The following is a 19,594-nucleotide window of genomic DNA, read 5'->3' as shown; positions in this document are numbered from 1 at the left end:
TGGATCAGGCGATGTGGACGCGTTCGCCGCCCTGGGCGGTGACCACCTGGCCGATCGTCCAGTGCTCCAGGCCCTGCGCCTTGACCGCAGCAGATACGGCCTCAAGCTGGTCCGGGGCGACGATCAGCACGAAGCCGATGCCGCAGTTGAAGGTGCGCCACATTTCACTGTCGGCCACCGCGCCTTCCTTCTGCAGCCACTGGAACACCGGCGGCAGGGTCCACGACGAGGCCTGGATATCCAGGCCGAGGCCTTCGGGCACCACGCGGATGATGTTCTCGGTCAGGCCACCACCGGTGATGTGGGCCATGCCGTGAATGGCCTCGCCGTGCGACTTCAGCAGCGACAGGATCGGCTTGACGTACAGGCGGGTCGGCGCCATCAGTGCATCGACCAGCTTGACCCCGCCTTCCAGCTCCAGCTCGGCCGGGCGGCCGGCGCGGTCGTAGATGCGACGCACCAGCGAATAGCCGTTGGAGTGCGGGCCGGAGGAGGCGATGCCGATCAGCACGTCGCCTGCGGCGACATGGGCGCCGTCCTTCAGCTCGCTCTTTTCGACGGCAGCGACGGTGAAGCCGGCCAGATCGTACTCACCCGGTGCGTACATGTCGGGCATCTCGGCGGTTTCGCCGCCGATCAGCGCGCAGCCTGCCTCGGTGCAGCCATTGGCGATGCCGCCCACGACGGCCGCGGCGGTGTCGATGTCCAGCTTGCCGGTGGCGAAGTAGTCCAGGAAGAACAGCGGCTCGGCGCCCTGCACCAGCACGTCGTTCACGCACATGGCGACCAGATCGATGCCGATCGTATCGTGGCGGTTCAGCTGGTGGGCCAGCTTCAGCTTGGTGCCGACGCCGTCGGTGCCCGATACCAGCACCGGCTCGCGGTACTTGTTGGACAGGTCGAACAGGGCGCCGAAGCCGCCCAGGCCGCCCATCACTTCCGGACGGAAGCTGCGCTTGACCAGGGGCTTGATCCGCTCGACCAGCTCGTTGCCGGCGTCGATGTCGACACCCGCGTCACGGTAGGTGAGGGGGGAAGGGGCGGAAGACGGGCTGTTGGTCACGGGCGTCGGCGCTGGCAGGGGTTGAATCGCCGATTTTAACAGGCCGCATTGGCGCAAAGGCCGTATTCGGGCAACAATTCCCCCCGGATACGTCGAGCCAATGGATGTCCTGATGCGCCGCAGCCTGTTTTTGACCCTGCTCCTTGCGCTGTGCCTGCCGGTGGCCACGATGGCCCAGAGCGGCATGCGAACCGAGGGGGATGTTGCCACTGCCAGTGGTGCGTACGAGGCCGAAGTGCCCGTCAACAGCCAAGCCGAGGCTGACCGCAACGGTGCACTTGCCCGCGCGTTGAGCGTGGTACTTGGCAAATTGTCCGGCGATCGCAGCGTCATGTCGCGCCCTGGCGTGGCGCAGGCGTTGCGCAATGCCAAGGACTATGTGGCCAGCTACGACTACAAGCAGGACCAGAGCGTGGGCGCCAGTGGTGCGCCGAGCTTCCGTACCCTGCTGGTTGCCCGTTTCCGCGAGGATGACGTGGACGGGCTGGTGTCGGCCCTGGGCCTGCCGCTGTGGCCGCAGCCCCGACCGAAGCCGGTGCTGTGGCTGGCCGTCGATGATGGCAGCGGTCCGCGTCTGGTCAGCGTGCAGCAGGCCAATGCCGCGCGGCCGTTGCTGAGCCGGGCCATCGAGCGTGGCTACAAGCTGGGCCTGCCCAGTGGTGGCGCCGCCGAGCAGGCGCTTGCCGGTGCCATCTGGCGCCAGGACAGCGCCGCCGTCGCCCGTGCCTCGTCGCGCTATTCGCCGCCGATGCAGCTGATCGGCAAGCTCTACCGCGCCAATGGCGGCTGGCAGGCGGACTGGGTGTTCGTCGACAACGGCCGTGAACTGAACAAGTGGACCAGCAAGGACGCCAACGCCATGCGCGCGATGGCCGCCGGTGCCGATGGCGCTGCCGACGCGCTGGTCAAGCGTTACGCCAAGGCCGGTGCGGCCACTGGCCAGGCGGGCACCTACCGCGTGGTGGTGACCGGCATCAACAGCGCCGACGAATACCTGCGCCTGGCCGCCGGCCTGCGTGAAGTGGCGGTGGTGCGCAACGTCACCCCGCTGCGCGCGACCGCCGACCATCTGGAGCTGAATCTGGAAATGACCACCGGCCTTGCCGGTTTCAACCGCATGCTCGGCGACAACGGCGTGCTGGTGCCGTCGGCGACTCTGCCGGCCTTGCCGACGCCGATCGACGATACGACCGGTGCGCCGGCACCGGCGCCGGTCAGCAACGAGTACCGTCTGCGATGATCCTGTCCCCGGAAGCGGAAATCGCACAGTTCCTGCGTCGGCTGAAGTACATCCTGCTGGCGGGCCTGATCGGCTGGATCGTCTGGCTGCTGGCGCCGATCCTGACCCCGTTCGTGCTGGCGTTGGCGCTGGCCTGGCTGGGCGATCCGCTGGTGGACCGCATCGAGGCCACCGGCCGCTCGCGCATGACCGGTGTGGTGCTGGTGTTCGTGGCGATGGTGCTGGTGATCGTCGCGCTGCTGCTGGTGCTGGTGCCGATGATCGAGCGCCAGATCACCACCTTGATCGCAGTGGCGCCGCAGGCACAGGCCTGGCTGATGGAGAAGGGGATTCCCTGGTTCGAGCAGAAGACCGGGCTGGAAGTCATGCAGTGGATGGACCCGGATCGCCTGATCGAGTGGGTACGCAGCCATTGGCAGCAGGCCGGCGGGTTCGCAACGACCTTCATGGGCTACGTGTCGCGTTCGGGCTTCACGGTGGTCACCTGGGTGGTCAACCTGTTGCTGCTGCCGATCCTGGCGTTCTACTTCCTGCGTGACTGGGACAAGCTGGTCGAACGCGTGGCGTCGGTGATTCCGCGCAACCAGATCGGCACGATCACCGCGCTGGCGCGTGAATCGAACGAAGTGCTCGGTGCGTTCATCCGCGGGCAGTTCCTGGTGATGCTGGCGCTGGGCGTGATCTACGCCGGTGGCCTGTCGCTGGTCGGGCTCAAGCTGGGCCTGTTGATCGGCCTGATCGCGGGCCTGATCAGCTTCATTCCCTACCTGGGCGCGACCACCGGCATCCTGATGGCGATCGTGGCCGCGCTGGTGCAGGCGCAGGGGTTCGACCTGAAGCTGCTGATCCTGGTGGGCGTGGTGTTCACCGTTGGCCAGCTGCTGGAGAGCTACGTGCTGACCCCGCGCATCGTCGGTGACAAGATCGGCCTGCACCCGGTGGCGGTGATTTTCGCGGTGATGGCCGGTGGCCAGTTGTTCGGTTTCCTCGGCATGCTGCTGGCGTTGCCGGTGGCGGCGGTGACCAATGTCCTGTTGCGCTATGCGCACCAGCGCTACCGGCAGAGTGAGCTGTATGCCGGCGAGAAGCCCGCGATCGTGCTTGATGGCGTGATCGACCAGCCCCATATCATCGTGCCTGGCAATGACAAGGGTCCGGAACTGAAGTGATTGGTGTGCCGCAACTTCCGCTGGCCCTGCATTACCCGCGGGACCAGCGTCTGGAGAGCTTCATCGGCGCGCCGGATGGCGCGCTGGCGCAGCTGCGTGCCATCGCGGTAGGGGCCAGCCATGACTGGATCTACCTGGAAGGTGCGGCCGGCACCGGCAAGACCCATCAGGCACTGGCGATGTGTTCCAGTGCCGAGCAGGCCGGGCGCCTGCCGACCTATGTGCCGTTGGCCAGCGTGGTCGGCCGGGTGCGGGTGGCGCTGGAAGGGCTGGAGCAGCGCGAGCTGGTGGCGCTGGATGGATTGGATGCGGTGGCGGGCAACCGCGAGGACGAGATTGCGCTGTTCGATTTCCACAACCGCGCGCGCGCTGCCGACGTCACGGTGTTGTATACCGCACAGAAGTCGCCCGGCGAACTGGGTCTGGTGCTGCCAGACCTGCGTTCGCGCCTGGGCCAATGCGTACGGGTGCTGCTGCAGCCGCTGGACGAGGAAGGACGCGCGGCGGTGCTGCGCGAGCGCGCGCTGCGTCGGGGGTTGGCGATCGACGAGGCCGCCATCGAGTGGCTGCTTTCGCACACCGGCCGCGAGCTGGGTGGGTTGATTACGCTGCTGGACTGGCTTGATCGCGAATCGCTGGCGGCGAAGCGGCGGATCACCGTGCCGTTCCTGCGCCAGGTACTGGAAGAAGGCCGTCCTCGGTACTGAGGGGGTGTTGTCCGGCAGGGCTGCGCCCTGCACCCGCCGAAGCCAGAGCAACGTCAACGTCAACGTCAAAAGCGGGCTATCCGTGGGATGGCGGGGCGCTGTGGGTTTGCGGGGACGCCGTGAACCCGTCCATGGGGGCTTGGTCGCCGCATCCATGCGGCTCACACCCCGCAAACCCACAGCGCCCCGCCTTCGACAGGTTCCCGCGATCTGTCGGGACGGCGTTCTGCACTGCTGTTGGTGGGTGTCGACCTTGGTCGACACGTAGATCCACGCCATGCGTGGATGAGACTTTCCGGGGAAGAATTACCTTGAATCTGACCTGCTCCGCTTGTGGTGGGTGACGACCGTTGGTCGTCACCAGAGCAAGCGCAGCGAAGCGACCCGCTTTTGCTTTACTTTCTTTTTCCGTGGCTGGACGCACACGGAAACTGTCAAAGGCTGGGCGGGGTGGGTTCGCGGGGGTGTCCGCGGCATGGATGCCGCGGCCAAGCCCCCATGGATGGGTTCACGGCGTCCCCCGCGAACCCATCCCGCCCGGCCAAGCAAGGCTTCTGCTCTGAAGGCGTCCAACCACGAGGGGCTCAGCCGTTCGCCGCCAACTCAACATCCAGCGCGCGCAGGCGATCCACGGTACCCACATCGGTCCATCGCCCACGATGGTGCTGCCCCGTCATCAATCCCTGCGCCATGAAATGCTTCTGCAGCGGCACCACCGAGAACTTCGGTGGCACACGCTCGCTGCCTGGCGCATCACCGATCACCGCGCGCCAATCGGCAACGATCGACGGACGATAAACGCCGATGCCCGCGTAGGTCAGGCAAGGGCCTTCGCGGTCGTGGTGCAGCACGCCCTGGGCATCCAACCGGTAGTCGCCGTTGGGGTGCTGCGCCGGGTTGTCGACCAGCACCAGGTGCGCCTCGCCAGCCGGCTCACGCGGCAGCGTGGCAAAATCGAAATCGGTCCAGATATCGCCGTTCACCACCAGGAACGGATCGTCACCCAGCAACGGCAATGCATTGAGGATGCCGCCGCCGGTTTCCAGCGGGGTATCGCCTTCGTGCATGAAATGCAGGTGCAGGCCCCACTGGCTGCCTTCGCCCAATGTGGCCGGGAACTGCTCTGCGAGCCATGCAGTGTTGATCACCACGTCGCGGATGCCGAACGCAGCCAGCCGCTCCAGGTGCCACACGATCAGGGGCTTGTCGGCCACTTCCAGCAGCGGCTTGGGCGTGTGCAGGGTGAGTGGACGCATGCGCTCGCCCAGGCCGGCGGCGAAAATCAGTGCCTTCATCGATGTGGCCTTCAGCGCAGCACGCGCATCGGCGCGGCCAGCTCGGCCAATGCCGGTTTGATCCGCATGTCCAGCAGCTGCTGCAGTGGCGCCAGCTCGCGGTAGCGCGGCAGCACTTCATCCAGGTAGGCGATGAAGCGCGGTGCGTCGTCCAGGTAATGGCCCTTGTTGTCGCGGTAGCGCAGGCGGCAGAACAGGCCAAGGATCTTCACGTGGCGCTGGATGCCCATCCAGTCGGCATCGCGCAGGAAGGTGGCACGGTCGGGTACCGGCAGGCCAGCGTCGCGTGCGCGCTGGTGATACTGCGCCAGCCAGTCGTCCACGCGCTGCAGTGGCCAACTCAGGAAAGCATCCTTGAACAGACTCACCGCGTCGTAGGCAATCGGGCCACGCACCAGGTCCTGGAAATCCAGCACGGCCGGGCCGCCGTCCACCGGCATCAGGTTGCGCGGCATGTAATCGCGGTGGGTCATCAGCTGGGCCTGGCCCAGCGCGTTGTCCATCAACCGGCGGTGGACCAGCTGCAGGCCTTCGATCTCGCCGCAGTCCAGCTCAAGGCCAAGATGGCGTTGCAGGAACCACTCATCGAACAGGCCGGCGTCACGCTGCAGCAGCGCTTCGCCGAAGTGGCCGAAATCGGCGGGCACCGGGATGGCCTGCAGACGCAGCAGTTGTTCGATGGAGCGGCTGAACCACTCGTCGGCATTGCGTTCGTCGAGGATCTTCGCCAGCGTCGGGCCGCCCAGGTCTTCCAGCAGCAGGAAGCCGGCGTCGAGGTCCTGGGCAAGCAGCGCGGGCACGCGCAGGCCGTGATCGTGCAGCAGGCCGCGCATGCGCAGCCACGGCGTGGGATCTTCCAGCCCCGGCGGGGCGTCCATCACGATGTGGCTGCCGCGCTGGCTGGTGGTGCGCCAGTAGCTGCGCATGCCGGCGTCGACCGAGGCGCGTTCGACCACGGCGTCGCCATCGTCGAGCTGGGTACGGGCCCACTGCAGGCGCTGTGCGCTGCGCTTGGGGTCAGAGGCGGGTTCGGTCATGCAGGCATATCCGGGCGCGCTGGGCGCGCCAACGTCGGGGCAGAAAAGGAAAGGAATGGCGGCTCAGCGGCGGCCGCTGAACAGGCGCAGGATCGCCAGCACGACAACCGCGCCCACCACCGCACCGAGGAAGCCGGCCGGTTCACCGGGCGCGTACCAGCCCATGTACTGGCCAAACCAGCCGGCCAGCAACGCACCGAGGATGCCCAGCACGATGGTCAGCAGGCAGCCCATGCGGTTGTTGCCGGGCATGAAGAAGCGCCCCAGCAGGCCGACGAAGAAGCCGACCAGGATGATGTAGAGCCAGCTGGTGCTGCCAAACAGACCGTTCATGCCATCAGTGCTCTCGAAGGATGGACGCAGCCTAGCAAGGCCAGGCTGCGTCCGTCACGGTGTGCCGGAATCAGCAGCAGCCGTGGTTGCCGTGGCGGGTACCGCTGTCGGCTGCCACCGGCGAACCGCTGGTCTCGCCACGCAGGCTGGCCGCGTAGTGCTCGCTGATCACCTTGGACACGCAGGCGGTGACCTTCTTGCCCATCGGAATGTGCAGGAACTCGTTCGGGCCGTGCGCGTTGGAGTGCGGGCCGAGCACGCCGGTGATCATGAACTGGGCGCCGGGGAACTTCTCGCCGAGCATGCCCATGAACGGGATCGAGCCGCCTTCACCCATGTACATGGCCGGCTTGCCGAAGAAGGCCTGGCTGGCATCGTCGATGGCCTGGGTCAGCCACGGCGCCATGGCCGGGGCGTTCCAGCCGGTGGACGCCTTTTCAAGGTCCAGGGTGACCTGCGCACCGTTCGGCGGGTCGCGCAGCAGCGCTTCCTTCAGCAGCTCGCCGCAGGTCTTGCCATCGGCGGTCGGCGGCAGGCGCAGCGACAGCTTCACCGAGGTCTGCGGGCGCAGCACGTTGCCGGCCGATTCCAGCGGCGGCATGCCGCCGACGCCGGTGACCGACAGGGCCGGGCGCCAGGTACGGTTGAGCACCAGCTCGGTCAGGTCCTCGTTCATCGGGCGCAGGCCGTCGACCATCGGGAACTTCTCGAAGATCTCGGTATCAACCACTTCGGCGGCGCGCTTGGCCTGTTCCTGGCGTTCGGCCGGGATTTCGACGTTCATGCCGTCGATCAGGATGCGGCCGGTGTCCTGGTCCTCGATGCGCGAAAGGATCTGGCGCAGCAGGCGGAAGCTGGAGGGGATCACGCCCGAAGCATCGCCGGAATGCACGCCTTCGTTGAGCACCTTCACGGTGAAGTTGCCGCCGGTCAGGCCGCGCAGCGAGGTGGTGCACCACAGCTGGTCGTAGTTGGCGCAGCCCGAATCCAGGCAGACCACCAGCGACGGCTTGCCGATGCGGTCGGCCAGGTGGTCGACGTAGGCCGGCAGGTCGTAGCTGCCGGACTCTTCACAGGCTTCGATCAGCACCACGCAGCGGGCGTGCGGCAGGCCCTGGGCCTGCAGCGCCAGCACCGCGGCCAGCGAGCCGAAGATGGCGTAACCGTCATCGGCGCCGCCGCGGCCATACAGTTTGTCGCCGCGCAGGACCGGGGTCCACGGGCCCAGGTCCTCGTCCCAGCCGGTCATTTCCGGCTGCTTGTCCAGGTGGCCGTAGAGCAGGATGGTGTCGTCGCCGGTTTCGGCGCCGGTGGCCGGAATTTCCAGCAGAATCAGTGGGGTACGGCCTTCCAGGCGCACCACTTCGACGTTCAGCCCCGGCAGGTCCTGGGCCTTGGCCCAGCTTTCCATCAGGGTGACCGCCTGCTCCATGTAGCCGTTCTGCACCCAATTGGCGTCGAACATCGGCGACTTGTTGGGGATGCGGATGTAGTCGACCAACTGCGGGACGATCTCGCTGTCCCACTTGTCATTGACGAATTGGCCGAGCTTGGCGCTGTCCATCTGAAACTCCGGTTGCATGGCTGATCCGCCCATTCTACGCCTCGGCCAAGGGTAGGGTTTTCCCTACATCACGTCGGGTATTTGGCTGGCTTTTAGAAATCCGTGAACCCTATACGCTGTGTGCATGTGGTGACGGACACTGTTTCGACCGACGGGATTGCCGGTCGGGACGGTCAGAACCACAAGGAGATACACGTCGTGCCTTGGTTTGTCGTGTTTAGGGCGCTGGTGCTGGGAGTGTGGATCGCGGCGGCGCAAGCTGCCGAGCCGATCGACATCAACCGGGCCGATGCCCAGGCGCTGCAGCAGGGATTGACGATGGTCGGGGCCACCAAGGCTGCGGCGATTGTCGAGCACCGGCGCAGACACGGCCCGTTTCATCGCGTCGAGGACCTGACGCAGGTGAAGGGGATAGGGACATCGATCGTCGAACGGAATCGACGGCGGATCACCGTTGGCAACACGATGTTGCCCGCGGATCCGGTACCCGGATCGGTACCGGTGCGAACCGTACCCAGGCGCTGACAACAGGAAACGTCGGGACCGGCAGGATGCAGGTTCACTGGCTGCGGACAGGATGCCCGCAACCACCGACTGTCGCAGGGACGCGGCACCAATCACCAGGATGGTGGCATCACAGACCTGTGGAAGGGGCTGAGATACAAACAGGACAGACGCGGCCGCGTGCAGGATGCAACGCCGCCCCCGCTTCGCAGGATGCGAGGGGGTGGCAGCAGGCCGACAAGGACGTGACGATTGCCCGGTACGACACATGGCTGTGTCGCCGGGCAATTTCTTTTGGCGCAGCCACGACGCGCCCATGGTGTACGGTGGGGCCTTCGGATGGAATGGAACCTGCTGGATGCACCTGCACCGTTTGACCCTGATGCTCGCCGCGGCCCTGGCACTGCCCTGCGCTGCACACGCGGCCGCACCGTCCAAGCCGGTCGCGGCGACGACTTCCGAAGTGCGCGGTCCGACCGACCTCAAGCCAGGCGAGTACCTGTGGCACCCGGAGGTTTCGCCGGCTGGGCCGATCGTGCTCGTGGTGAGCCTGGATGAGCAGCGCGCCTATGTGTACCGCAATGGCATTGCCATCGGCCTGACCACGATCAGCTCGGGCAAGACCGGCCATGAAACACCGACCGGTGTGTTCACCATCCTGCAGAAGGACAAGGACCACCGTTCCAACCTCTACAACAGCGCCCCCATGCCGTACATGCAGCGGCTGACCTGGGACGGCATCGCGCTTCACGGCGGCAGCCTGCCCGGGCACCCGGCCTCGCACGGCTGCGTGCGCCTGCCGCAGGCCTTCGCGCAGAAGCTGTTCAGCGAAACCAAGCGCGGCGATACGGTGGTCGTAGCCGATGCCAAGAGCGCGCCGATGACGCTGGCCTATCCGGCGGTGCTGGCACCGGTGAATGCACGCGGACAGGCCCTGCCGGAAGGCGAGGCCGGCGCCCCCGACAAGGCGTGGTGGGATGATGCGGCCGCGCCGACTGGCCAGGTCGGCATCCTGGTCAGCCTGCACGACCAGCGCCTGTACGTGCTGCGCGACGGCGTGATGATCGGTGAGTCGCCGTTGAAGGCTGACGCGCTACCGGCGTTCCAGGGCACCACCCTGTTCGTGATGGGCCAGGGTTACAGCGATACGCCCAGCCCGCTTGATGCGCAGCAGCGCCTGCACCAGTGGACGGCCTATCCGTTGCTGGGCCAAGATCGCGCGCAGGCCACGCCGGACCTGCTGGCAACTCCATCGCTGCCGATGGCGTTGCCGGCCGATTTCGCCCGCCAGCTCTACCAGGTGCTGGTGCCGGGCACGACCCTGCTGGTCACCTCGCTGCCGGCGGTGCGCCCAAGCGCGGCTGAATCGGGAATGCAGCCGGTCTTGGAATCGGAGCCGCCAGCGTCCACCCTCAAGGGATCCTGAGACCTCCCTACGTGCCCATGTCCGCTCTCCGCCTGTGCCGGCTGGCCGCCTTTGGCCTGCTGGCGACCACTGCCAGTGCCCCTGCCGCGGCACAGACGCCCGTTGCCACGGCGCTCAGCGCCGATGATCTCGCTGCGCAGCTGGCACGCACAGCGCCCAGGGCCGACCGTCGGGTGCTGCAGTTGGCCGCCCACGCCATGCGCTGCGCGTTGCAGCGGCCGGAACTGGGTGTCAGCAGTGAACGACTGAGCGTGATCGACTACTCGCGGCCATCCACCGAGCCGCGGATGTGGGTCTTCGACCTGGCCCGCCAGCGGTTGCTGTTCGAGGAGTGGGTGGCGCACGGCCGCAACAGCGGCGCGAACCGCACCGAGCATTTCTCCAACCGCGATGGCAGCTTCATGTCCAGCCTCGGTGCGTTCACTGCGCAGGAAACCTACATGGGCGGCAACGGCTATTCGCTGCGCCTGGCGGGGTTGGAGCCGGGCTTCAATGATCGCGCCCGCGAGCGCGCCATCGTCATCCACGGTGCGCCGTATGTGAATCCCTCCGCCGCACAGTTGCAGGGGCGGTTGGGGCGCAGTCTTGGCTGTCCTGCGGTGCGATTGTCGGTGGCCAAGCCGCTGATCGACGCGCTGCGAGGCGGCACGATGGTGTTCGCGTATTACCCCGACCAGGACTGGCTCAAGCACTCGCAGCTGCTGGGCGGCGAGTGCGGTACGTCCGCGGGTCTTGCAACGCGGTGATGCGTTGTGGCGCGCGGCATGATGCAATGCGCGCATGAACATCGACTCCCTGCTGCAGACCCCGAGCCAGGTGATTTCCAGCCTGGATTACCGCCGCGAGCGCTGGCGCAACGGCCTCGGCTGGACCCGCGAGATCCTGCGGTTGCCCGCGCACGGCGATGACTGGGCATTACGCCTGTCGGTGGCCGAGATCGAGCAGGACGCCGCGTTTTCCGCATTCCCGGGCGTCGAGCGCGAGCTGGTGCTGCTGCAGGGTAATGGCGTGCGCCTGCGTTTCGAGGACGGCCGCGTAGCCGAGGTTCTGCCCCCGCATGGGCGCGTGCGTTTTGCCGGTGAAGCAGCGCTGCACGGTGAACTGGTCGACGGCACCACCCACGATTTCAACCTGATGTGGAAGCGCGGACTCCTGCAGGCCGAGCTGCTGCACCGGCCGCTGGTCGGGCCGATGTTCTTCTTCTGCGAACCGGGCGTGGCGTGGGCCCTGCACCTGTTGGGTGGGCAGGCCACGTTCGGCGCGGACAGTGGACTGCCTGCGATGCAGGCCGGCGATACCGCGTGGTTGGCCGCCGGTGAGCGTCAGCGGCACGCGCTGCAGGGTGGCGGCGAGTTGCTGGCGATCCGGGTGAGTGCTGCGGGCAGTTGAGCCATCGTCGGCGCCCGTAGGCAATCATCCACGCATGGCGTGGATCTACTGAAGCAGATTGCGCGGATTTTCGTAGATCCACGCCATGCGTGGATGCCGTGACCGATACCGCGGCATGGAGCCGTTCAGTAGATCCACGCCATGCGTGGATGCAGTGGCCGATACCGCGGCATGGAGCCGTTCAGTAGATCCACGCCATGCGTGGATGCCGTGACCGATACCGCGGCATGGAGCCGTTCAGTAGATCCACGCCATGCGTGGATGCAGTGGCCGATCCCGTAGCATGGTGCGAACCAAGGTGCGCACCCACCAGAAGTCGGTGCGCACCCACCAGGAGACGGTTCGCTCAATACACGTCGCGCCGGTAGCGACCGGCCAGCAGCAGCGCTTCCTTGCCGTCGGCACCGAGCACCTGTTCGATCACCGCATCCACTGCCGGCGCCATGCCCTGCAGGCTGCCGCAGACCAGGATCGTCGCGCCTTCATCGACCCACTGCCGTAGCGTGGACGCTTCGGCCTGCAGGCGATCCTGCACATAGCGATGTGCACCGTCATCACGGCTGAATACCGTATCCAGCCGGGTCAGCGTGCCGTTGACGAACATCGCCTGCAGTTCATCGCCGAAGTGGAAATCATGCGCGGCCGAGCGTTCGCCGAACAACAGCCAGGTGCGACTGCCGCCAACCCGAGCGCGCTCGTGCAGGTGTGCACGCAGGCCGGCGATACCGGTACCGTTGCCGATCAGCAGCAGCGGTACATCGGCGGCGACACCGTGGAAATTCTCGTTGCGGCGCAGGCGCATCTGCACCGGCTGGCCGATGCTCGCGTGGTCGCACAGCCAGCCACTGCCGACGCCCGGTGTGCCATCGGCACGCAGCTGGCGGCGCAGCAGCAGTTCCACCGCGCCGTCGTCCATCACCGAGGCGATGGAGTATTCGCGATGCGGCAGTGGCTGCAGTGCCGCCAACAATCCAGGCAGATCGCCCGCTGCAACCAAGGACGGCAGGTGCGAGCGGGCGACGCGGGCGAGCAGGGTACTCCCGTCGTCCAACACGGTGTCCGCATCGAAGCCCTGCGCCCGCAGCCAGTCGCGCGTGCTCTGCTCGGCGTGCTGCGGACCGATCTCGGCGATGTCGCCCGCCTGCCAGTGCGTGCTGCTGTCGGACGGTGGCTGCAGGCGCAGCCAGTAGACAGGACCACCGACGCTGCCGGGGTTGAGGTGGGTGCGCTGCTGCAGTGTCCACGGCTGGTACTCGGCCGGTGTCCAGTCGGGCAGTTCGCTGGCGCCGCCGCCAAGCTGGCCGAGCAGCTGCTGCCAGTGGCGCAGGGCGGCTGGATCAGCGTTGTCGACTTCAATGGCATCGAACAGCGGATGCGCGCCGTGCTGGCGCAGCCAGTCGTGCAGCTGGTGGCCGAATGCACAGAAATGGCCGTAGCTGCGATCACCCAGTGCCAGGACGCCATATTGCAGGTGGCCCAGGGGCGGCGGCGTTGTCATCACCCGGCGCAGGAAGGGCAAGGCGTGGTCGGGTGCATCGCCTTCGCCGGTGGTGCTGACGATGAACAATGCACGCGCGCTGCCCGCCAGCACGGTGGCATCCACCTCGTGTAGGCCGCGCAGGCGCACCGGCAGGCCGGCTGAGCGCAGGGCCTGCGCACTGCGCTCGGCCAGTTCGCGGGCGAAGCCTGTCTGGCTGGACCAGACCAGCAGCATGGGTTGGCTTTCGCCTTCGATCGTGTCATCGCACGGACGGCTGCGCCACCACAACAGGCCACATGCCAGCAGATACAGCGCGGTGGCGGCCAGTGCGATGCCCCATTGCCGTGACGGCGGCGCACCCTGCCACCACGCTTCGCCCAGGTGCAGGCGCAGCAGCGCCCCGCCGATCACCGCCAGCAGGGACAGCACTACGACGTTGCCAACGGTTGCGCGCGAGAAACGCGTGCTCATGCGGCCTGCTCATCCAGCAGCAGTCGGAAAGCGCTGCTGAGGGTTTCGCGCGGGCCATCGACCGCGCGTTCCAGGTAGCGCGCGGCCAGACCTTCGCGCTCTGCCAGCGCGATGCCCGCGTCGCGGCCAAGCACGGTCAGTGCAGTGGCCCAGGCATCAGCGTGCATCGCATCGTCGGCGACCACGGTGACGGCGGCTGCGACCTGACGCACGGGCGTGCCGCTGCGCGGATCGAGGCTGTGACTGTAGGCCACGCCATCGTCCTGATAGTGGTGCCAGCGATCACCGGAGGTGGCCACGGCCTTTCCTTCCAGCGCCAGAACACGCGGTGGCGTAGTGGTGTGGGTATCTTCTTCCGGCGCCGACTCCACCAGCACACGCCACGGTTGGCCGTCGGGCTTGCGCCCAAAGCCCGCCAGTTCTCCACCAACTTCAATCAGTGCGGCGTCGACACCCTGCTCGCGCAGCCACGCGGCGACGTGGTCGACACCGAAGCCCTTGGCGATCGCCGAGAGATCCAGCTCCAGGCCACCCGGCTGCAGCAGTGCATCGTCCCGCCAGTGCAGGCGCTGCCAGCCACAGCGTGCACGGGTAGCCTGCAGCGTGGTGGCGTCAGGTGCACGCCGTTCGCCGGCATGCGCACCGAAGCCCCACAGCGCCACCAATGGGCCGATGGTCGGGTCGAAGGCACCGCCACTGGTTGTCGCGATGGCCTGCGCACAGGCCAACACATGGCGTGTTTCGGCAGGCAGCAGGTAGTAGCGCCCTGCATCGGCGCGGTTGTAGCGGCTCAGGTCGGAGCCCGCTTCCCACGTGCTCATCTGTGCGACCACTTCATCCAGGCGTGCCTGGATGCCAGCATGCAGCGGATGAAGGTCGCGCTGGCGCGGTGCCACCAGTGACACGCTCCAGGTGGTACCCATGGTGGTGCCACCCAGCCGGGCGATGTCGAGTGCGGTAGAGGTCATGGCTATGCGTTGCAGGCTGCGATACCCGGGCGCGCCGGATATCGCAGCGATGCGTTTACTGCGGCAGCACTTCCAGCGTGGCGACGTAGCTGAGGCGGCGCTTGGCAGCCTGCTTGACCGAGGTCTTCTTGTCCTCGGTGCCGGTTTCCAGCCAGTACATGCCGGCTTCCGGCCAGGTCACCTTGATCTCGCCCTTGGCGTCGCTGGTCAGTTTCTGCTCGTCCTGCGCGTTGCGGTAGCGGGTACCGCCGCGCACGATCTCGAACTCCAGGCCCGCGGTCGGCTTGCCGTCGACCAGTACGCGGAAGGTCGCTTCCTCGCCGGCGAACAGGTCGTTCGGGTGGCCGACGGCCACCAGTTCGATGCCGCGGTTGGTCGGCTTCAGCGCGGTGTCGTTCGGCGCGCCGTTGGTGACGAAGGTCTCCACGCGGCCGACTGACTGGCTCACTTCCAGCTTCTTGGCATCCTTGGGCAGTTCGCCGAAGGTAGCGGCGGTGCCGCGCCAGCGCTTGCGCTCGCCATTCAGTTCATAGGTGGCGGACAGGCCGTCGTTGACCGAGGCGATGCGGTAGGTGCCCTGCTGCTTCAGCTCGACGTCGAACACGCTGCGGTACTTGCCGGTGGCCGCGTTCTGCGCCTGCACGGTGCTGCCGTCCGGGGCAGTGATTACCACCGATTCCAGGCGCAGCGGCACATGGTTGAAATAGAACAGGTCATTGGAGACCGCACCATCGACGGTGATCCACGGCGCGTTGCCGGCGATCACGGTCTGCGAGGGCAGCAGCCAGGCCTTGTGGGCCAGGGCAGAGAAGGGAAGGGCAGCGGCCAGAGCGGCGGCGAGGACGAGCGTGCGCTTCATGCGGAAGACTCCAGTGGAATGCGGGGTGATGCGACAAGGGCAAGGGGATTACGACTTGATCCCCTCCGTCCCCTCTCAGGGTTTGACGGCGAGGGTGACCTGGCCCAGCTCGGTGGCGCCCTGCGCGCGGCCGTTCTGTGCAGCGGTGGCCGGCCAGGTGAAGGGAATCTTCAGCAGTTCACGGCCGCCCACTTCGCGCACCGCTTCCACCACCAGGGTGTAGTTGCCCGGGGCCAGCTGCTTCAGCGCCGGCTGCTTGTCGTTGAACGACAGTGCGTGCTTGCCGGCAGGGCGGGTCGGGCCGGTCACGCCATCCACCGGTACCTGCAGGGTGCGGCCACTCTTGCGCCACCACTGGCGCAGGTCGGGCAGCCATTTGGTGCCATGGCCTTCGCTGTTGCTGGTCTGCTGGTACCAGACCGACAGGTTGGCGGCGACCTTCTGGTCGGCACCTTCCAGCCACACCGCCACATACGGGCGGTGGTATTCGGCCACGTTGAGCTTGGGCACTTCGACGTTGATGTCGAGGGTGGTGGCGTAGGCCGGCGAGGTGGCCAGCAGGCCGCTGAGGGCGATGGTCAGGGTGACGCGCATGGGGCGGCTCCGGAGAAACGGATGGAAATCACGGTGAATGTCAGTGGATCAGCAGCAGGGCGATCAGCAGCGGGATCATCAGGCCCAGGCCGACCAGCGGCCAGGTCATGCGTCGCTGCCGCGCATGCAGGTGCAGCAGGAACAGGCCGGTGATGCAGAACACCAGGCAGGCGACGGCGAACACGTCCAGGAACCAGCCCCACGCGGGTCCGGCATTGCGGCCCTTGTGCAGGTCGTTGAGGTAGGACACCGCGCCGCGTGAGGTCGATTCGTACTCCACCGCGCCGGTTTCGCGGTCGATGCTCAACCAGGCGTCGCCGCCGGGGCGTGGCAGCGACAGATAGATTTCCTCGGCTGACCATTCGGCGGGTCGGCCGCCGATGGAAATGCCCAGCTGCTCATCCAGCCATTGCCGGGCAGGGCGCGGGATCGGCGCGTTGCCGTCCTCGCGCGTGCCCAGTTGGCCGAGCAGCCCGGCCGGTAGTTCCAGGTGCTGGTTCTGCACCTGCGGCTTGGCCTCGATCTTCGCGGCGTGGTTGAGGGTCAGGCCGGTGACCGCGAACAGCAGCATGCCGATCAGGCAGACCGCCGAGCTGATCCAGTGCCACTGGTGCAGGGTACGCAGCCAGAAGCCGCGGCTCTGTTGCTGCTGCACGGTGGAAGATGCGGGACGGCTCACGGCACGGTTCGGGACGGATGAATACTGGTCATTACATCATTGATGAGAATTGCTCGCAATTAGATGTCGTTGTGTATCCCTGAAGGGGGGCTGCCGGCCAGCGGCCGGCACTATCACTACCGCTGACCGGTAGATCCACGCCATGCGTGGATGAAACGGTGCCGACCAAGGTCGCTACGGGCAGTAGATCCACGCCACGCGTGGATGAAACGGTGCCGACCAAGGTCGGCACCCACCAGAGCGGCGATCAGAACTTCGCGTTGAGCGAGATCCAATAGCTGCGGCGCTGGTCCTTGGTGGCGTAATCGTCCACGCAGTTGTATTCGCTGGGGCTGGTCAGCAGGCACGACTGCGAGACGAAGTTCTTGTCGAACAGGTTGTTCACCCGCGCGTTGACGGTCAGCCACTGCGTAGCCTTCCAGCTGCCACCGAGGTGGAAGATGGTGTAGTCCTCGTAGTAGCGGGTGTGGCTGGCACCGGCGGCATCGAGGATCGTGTCGCGGTAGCGGTCGTAGCGGCCTTCGCCGATCAGCGACAGGCTGATGGCATCGTTGAGCTGCCAGTTGAGGCTGGCGTTGGCCATGTGCTTGGCCGGCATGGTGCCGGTGATCGGCAGGCCCTTGCCGGAGCCGGCGGTCTGCTCGCTCTTGGTCCAGGTGTAATTGCCACGCAGCTGCAGGTTGTCCAGCAGGTCGACGTGGCCGGCCAGTTCCGCGCCGCGGGTTTCGGCCTTGTCGATGTTCACGCTCTGGGTGAACGTGCTGTAGCCCAGCGACGCCCAGCCCGGGCCGATGTCCACGCAGTAACCACTGCCGGCTGGTGCAACCTCACAGTTGGGGAACGTGCCGCCGCTGGCGATCTTGTCTTCGAACTTGTTGATGAAACCGGTGACGTTGAAGCCCCAGCGCTGGCCCTCGTAGTACGCGGCCAGCTCGTAGTTGGTGCTGGTTTCCGGCTTCAGGTTCGGCGAACCCACCAGCGGCAGCACGCCCTGGCCACCAAAGCCGGTGATGCCGGGAAACAACTGGTCCGGACGCGGGGTCTTGTAGCCGGTGCTGACGCCACCCTTGAAGGTCCACGCGTCGGTGGCGTTCCAGACCAGGTAGCCGCGCGGGCTGACATGGCTGCCGAAGATGTTGTGGTCGTCGTAGCGCAGGCCGAAGGTGGCGGTCAGGGTGTCGGTCAGCGACCAGTTGTCCTCGGCGAACAGCGCCCACATGCGGTGCTTCTGCTTGGTGTTGCTGCGGTAGCCGGCACCGTCCATGCCGAACACGCCGTCCACCATGTCGGTGTCGTTGTACTGGCCACCCACGGTCAGCTTGTGCGCGCCGAAGTCCAGGTCGAGCATCGTGTCCAGTACGTAGCCTTCCAGCTCCATGGTGCGCAGCGGACGCGGCAGGAACGCCTGCAGGCGCGCCTGTTCGCTGGCGTTGAGCGCACCCAGGGCGTTGTTGCGGCCGGCGGCACAGTTGTTGGCGGCACCGGTGCGGCGGCAGACGTCGTTCCACAGGGTCTGCAGGCCAGCGCGCTCGTCCAGGGTCAGCGGCAGCGAGCGGCCGAGGTTGCTGCTCTTGCTGTGGGTCAGCGAGGTCTGCCAGGTACCGAAGCTGTAGCGGCCCTGATGGGTCAGCGAGAGCTGGTCGCGCTCGTAGCGCTGGTAGGCGGTGTAGCCCACGCGCGGCTGCACCACGCGGCGGGTGACGGTGCCGTTGCCATTCGGGTTCGGGATCACCGCGTTGCCCACGCGCCACAGGCTGGCCAGGCTGTCGAGCGTGCCGGTCTGGCCCTCGCTGTTGTCGTACTTCTGGCGCGAGACGTCGTAGTCCAGCCACAGTTCGTGGTCGTCGTTGACATGGAAGTTCAGGCGCATGCCGGTGTTCCAGTTGGTGTTGGCCACCGACTTGCCGCCGCCACCGAAACCAATGCTGCGCTCCCACAGCGTGCCGTCGGGCAGGGTCAGTGCGTCCCATTCGGGATTGGATGCCTTGGCATCGTAGTAGCTGCCGCGCACGGCCAAGCCGAGGCGATCCTTGACCAGCGGGCCGCTCAGGTACAGGTCGGTGCTGCGCGCATCGCCGAACTGGTCGTCCTGCTGCACGGTGAAGCCCTGGGTAACCGCGCCGTGCCAGCTGTCCTGGTTGCGGCGGGTGATGATGTTGATGACACCGCCCATTGCATCCGAGCCGTACAGCGTGGACATCGGGCCACGCACCACTTCGATGCGTTCGATCGCATCCAGCGGCGGCAGGTAGGCGAACTGGCCACCGCCGAAGTTGTTCGGATACAGCTGGCCGGCGTTGCTCTGGCGGCGACCGTCGATCAGCACCAGGGTGTATTCGGACGGCAGGCCGCGCATGGAGATGGTGGCGCGGCCGTTCTTGTCGGTGGCTTCCAGGCCGACGTCGATGCCTTCCACGTCGCGCAGGGCGTCGACCAGGCTGGTATAGGGGCGCTTGCTCAGCTCTTCGCGGCTGACCACGCTGATGCTGGCCGGCGCATCGACCACTTTCTGTTCAAAGCCGGAGGCGGTGACCACCACCTTGTCCAGCGTCTGCGGCGCGCCACTGGCGGCACCACTGGCGTAGGCGGGAGCCGTGACGGCGGCCAGCACGGCGCTGGTCAACAGATGGCGGGACAGGGACGAACGGACACGATGGCGCTGGGCCATGGCAGATACCTCGAAGGATGTAAGGCAGCGCGATGCCGGGCGCGGAGCGCGCACGGCAGGGCAGGGAAAGCCCGGTCAGGGGCGGCAGAGGTGAAGCAGGCTGTGGCGAGCCGGTGCAACCGCGCAGGCGGTCACGGCGTGCCGTGGA

Annotated in this window: 18 protein-coding genes; 7 read left to right on the top strand and 11 right to left on the bottom strand. The window is 66.7% G+C overall.

Features of this window, described 5'->3' with window-relative positions:
• Nucleotides 1–4: 4 nt before the first annotated feature.
• Nucleotides 5–1,063 (bottom strand): phosphoribosylformylglycinamidine cyclo-ligase, encoded by a 1,059-nt coding sequence (gene purM, locus HUT07_RS14445; protein ID WP_176021514.1) that lies wholly within the window; start codon nucleotides 1,061–1,063, stop codon nucleotides 5–7.
• Between the two features lie 112 nt (nucleotides 1,064–1,175).
• Between purM and HUT07_RS14440 the strand changes: the two genes are divergently transcribed.
• The 3 genes from HUT07_RS14440 to hda are packed head-to-tail and all read left to right on the top strand — an operon-like array spanning nucleotide 1,176 to nucleotide 4,179.
• A complete protein-coding gene (locus HUT07_RS14440; protein WP_223482051.1) occupies nucleotides 1,176–2,303 on the top strand; it encodes a DUF2066 domain-containing protein in 1,128 nt (375 codons plus the stop codon).
• A complete protein-coding gene (locus tag HUT07_RS14435) occupies nucleotides 2,300–3,472 on the top strand; it encodes an AI-2E family transporter (RefSeq protein WP_176021513.1) in 1,173 nt (390 codons plus the stop codon). The genes HUT07_RS14440 and HUT07_RS14435 overlap by 4 nt, the downstream gene beginning before the upstream one ends.
• Complete coding sequence (hda, locus tag HUT07_RS14430; protein ID WP_089241202.1) at nucleotides 3,472–4,179, top strand: DnaA regulatory inactivator Hda; 708 nt, start codon at nucleotides 3,472–3,474, stop codon at nucleotides 4,177–4,179. Before HUT07_RS14435 ends, hda begins: the two co-directional genes overlap by 1 nt.
• A gap of 584 nt (nucleotides 4,180–4,763) precedes the next feature.
• Here hda and murU read toward each other — a convergent pair.
• From murU to HUT07_RS14410, 4 genes are all read right to left on the bottom strand, one after another.
• Nucleotides 4,764–5,474: an N-acetylmuramate alpha-1-phosphate uridylyltransferase MurU gene (murU, locus tag HUT07_RS14425; RefSeq protein ID WP_176021512.1), complete on the bottom strand. Its 711-nt coding sequence runs from the start codon at nucleotides 5,472–5,474 to the stop codon at nucleotides 4,764–4,766.
• A gap of 11 nt (nucleotides 5,475–5,485) precedes the next feature.
• The gene (locus HUT07_RS14420) at nucleotides 5,486–6,511 is read right to left on the bottom strand and encodes a phosphotransferase (RefSeq protein WP_176021511.1); all 1,026 of its coding nucleotides are present in this window, start codon (nucleotides 6,509–6,511) and stop codon (nucleotides 5,486–5,488) included.
• A 63-nt stretch (nucleotides 6,512–6,574) separates the two neighbouring features.
• Nucleotides 6,575–6,844 carry a GlsB/YeaQ/YmgE family stress response membrane protein gene (locus tag HUT07_RS14415; protein WP_176021510.1) on the bottom strand — a complete coding sequence of 90 codons (270 nt, stop codon included), beginning with the start codon at nucleotides 6,842–6,844 and terminating at the stop codon, nucleotides 6,575–6,577.
• Nucleotides 6,845–6,914: 70 nt separating this feature from the next.
• Complete coding sequence (locus HUT07_RS14410) at nucleotides 6,915–8,408, bottom strand: M20 family metallopeptidase (RefSeq protein ID WP_176021509.1); 1,494 nt, start codon at nucleotides 8,406–8,408, stop codon at nucleotides 6,915–6,917.
• Between the two features lie 198 nt (nucleotides 8,409–8,606).
• On the opposite strand from HUT07_RS14410, the gene HUT07_RS14405 reads away from it, so the two are divergent.
• The 4 genes from HUT07_RS14405 (at nucleotide 8,607) to HUT07_RS14390 (ending at nucleotide 11,727) form a co-directional block, all read left to right on the top strand.
• Nucleotides 8,607–8,933 (top strand): helix-hairpin-helix domain-containing protein, encoded by a 327-nt coding sequence (locus HUT07_RS14405; protein WP_254898875.1) that lies wholly within the window; start codon nucleotides 8,607–8,609, stop codon nucleotides 8,931–8,933.
• Nucleotides 8,934–9,270: 337 nt separating this feature from the next.
• Nucleotides 9,271–10,338: a L,D-transpeptidase gene (locus HUT07_RS14400; RefSeq protein ID WP_176021507.1), complete on the top strand. Its 1,068-nt coding sequence runs from the start codon at nucleotides 9,271–9,273 to the stop codon at nucleotides 10,336–10,338.
• 17 nt (nucleotides 10,339–10,355) lie between these two features.
• On the top strand, nucleotides 10,356–11,084 hold the full coding sequence (locus tag HUT07_RS14395; protein WP_176021506.1) for a murein L,D-transpeptidase catalytic domain family protein: 729 nt from the start codon (nucleotides 10,356–10,358) through the stop codon (nucleotides 11,082–11,084).
• A gap of 34 nt (nucleotides 11,085–11,118) precedes the next feature.
• Nucleotides 11,119–11,727 carry a HutD family protein gene (locus HUT07_RS14390; protein WP_176021505.1) on the top strand — a complete coding sequence of 203 codons (609 nt, stop codon included), beginning with the start codon at nucleotides 11,119–11,121 and terminating at the stop codon, nucleotides 11,725–11,727.
• Between the two features lie 346 nt (nucleotides 11,728–12,073).
• Here the strand turns inward: HUT07_RS14390 and HUT07_RS14385 are convergent, their stop codons facing one another.
• The 6 genes from HUT07_RS14385 to HUT07_RS14360 all read right to left on the bottom strand — a co-directional run bounded on the left by HUT07_RS14385 (nucleotide 12,074) and on the right by HUT07_RS14360 (nucleotide 19,446).
• A complete protein-coding gene (locus tag HUT07_RS14385; protein ID WP_176021504.1) occupies nucleotides 12,074–13,678 on the bottom strand; it encodes a sulfite reductase subunit alpha in 1,605 nt (534 codons plus the stop codon).
• Nucleotides 13,675–14,646 (bottom strand): FAD:protein FMN transferase, encoded by a 972-nt coding sequence (locus HUT07_RS14380; RefSeq protein WP_176021503.1) that lies wholly within the window; start codon nucleotides 14,644–14,646, stop codon nucleotides 13,675–13,677. The genes HUT07_RS14385 and HUT07_RS14380 overlap by 4 nt, the downstream gene beginning before the upstream one ends.
• A 55-nt stretch (nucleotides 14,647–14,701) precedes the next feature.
• Nucleotides 14,702–15,505, bottom strand: coding sequence for a DUF4198 domain-containing protein (locus HUT07_RS14375; protein ID WP_025873992.1), 804 nt, complete (start codon nucleotides 15,503–15,505; stop codon nucleotides 14,702–14,704).
• A 75-nt stretch (nucleotides 15,506–15,580) separates the two neighbouring features.
• A complete protein-coding gene (locus HUT07_RS14370; protein ID WP_032975835.1) occupies nucleotides 15,581–16,099 on the bottom strand; it encodes a DUF2271 domain-containing protein in 519 nt (172 codons plus the stop codon).
• Between the two features lie 40 nt (nucleotides 16,100–16,139).
• Complete coding sequence (locus tag HUT07_RS14365) at nucleotides 16,140–16,778, bottom strand: PepSY-associated TM helix domain-containing protein (RefSeq protein WP_176021502.1); 639 nt, start codon at nucleotides 16,776–16,778, stop codon at nucleotides 16,140–16,142.
• 247 nt (nucleotides 16,779–17,025) lie between these two features.
• Nucleotides 17,026–19,446 carry a TonB-dependent receptor gene (locus tag HUT07_RS14360; RefSeq protein WP_176021501.1) on the bottom strand — a complete coding sequence of 807 codons (2,421 nt, stop codon included), beginning with the start codon at nucleotides 19,444–19,446 and terminating at the stop codon, nucleotides 17,026–17,028.
• Nucleotides 19,447–19,594: the final 148 nt, after the last annotated feature.

Source organism: Stenotrophomonas sp. NA06056 (assembly GCF_013364355.1).
Lineage (GTDB): Bacteria > Pseudomonadota > Gammaproteobacteria > Xanthomonadales > Xanthomonadaceae > Stenotrophomonas.
This window is presented reverse-complemented; position numbering and strand designations above follow the sequence as displayed.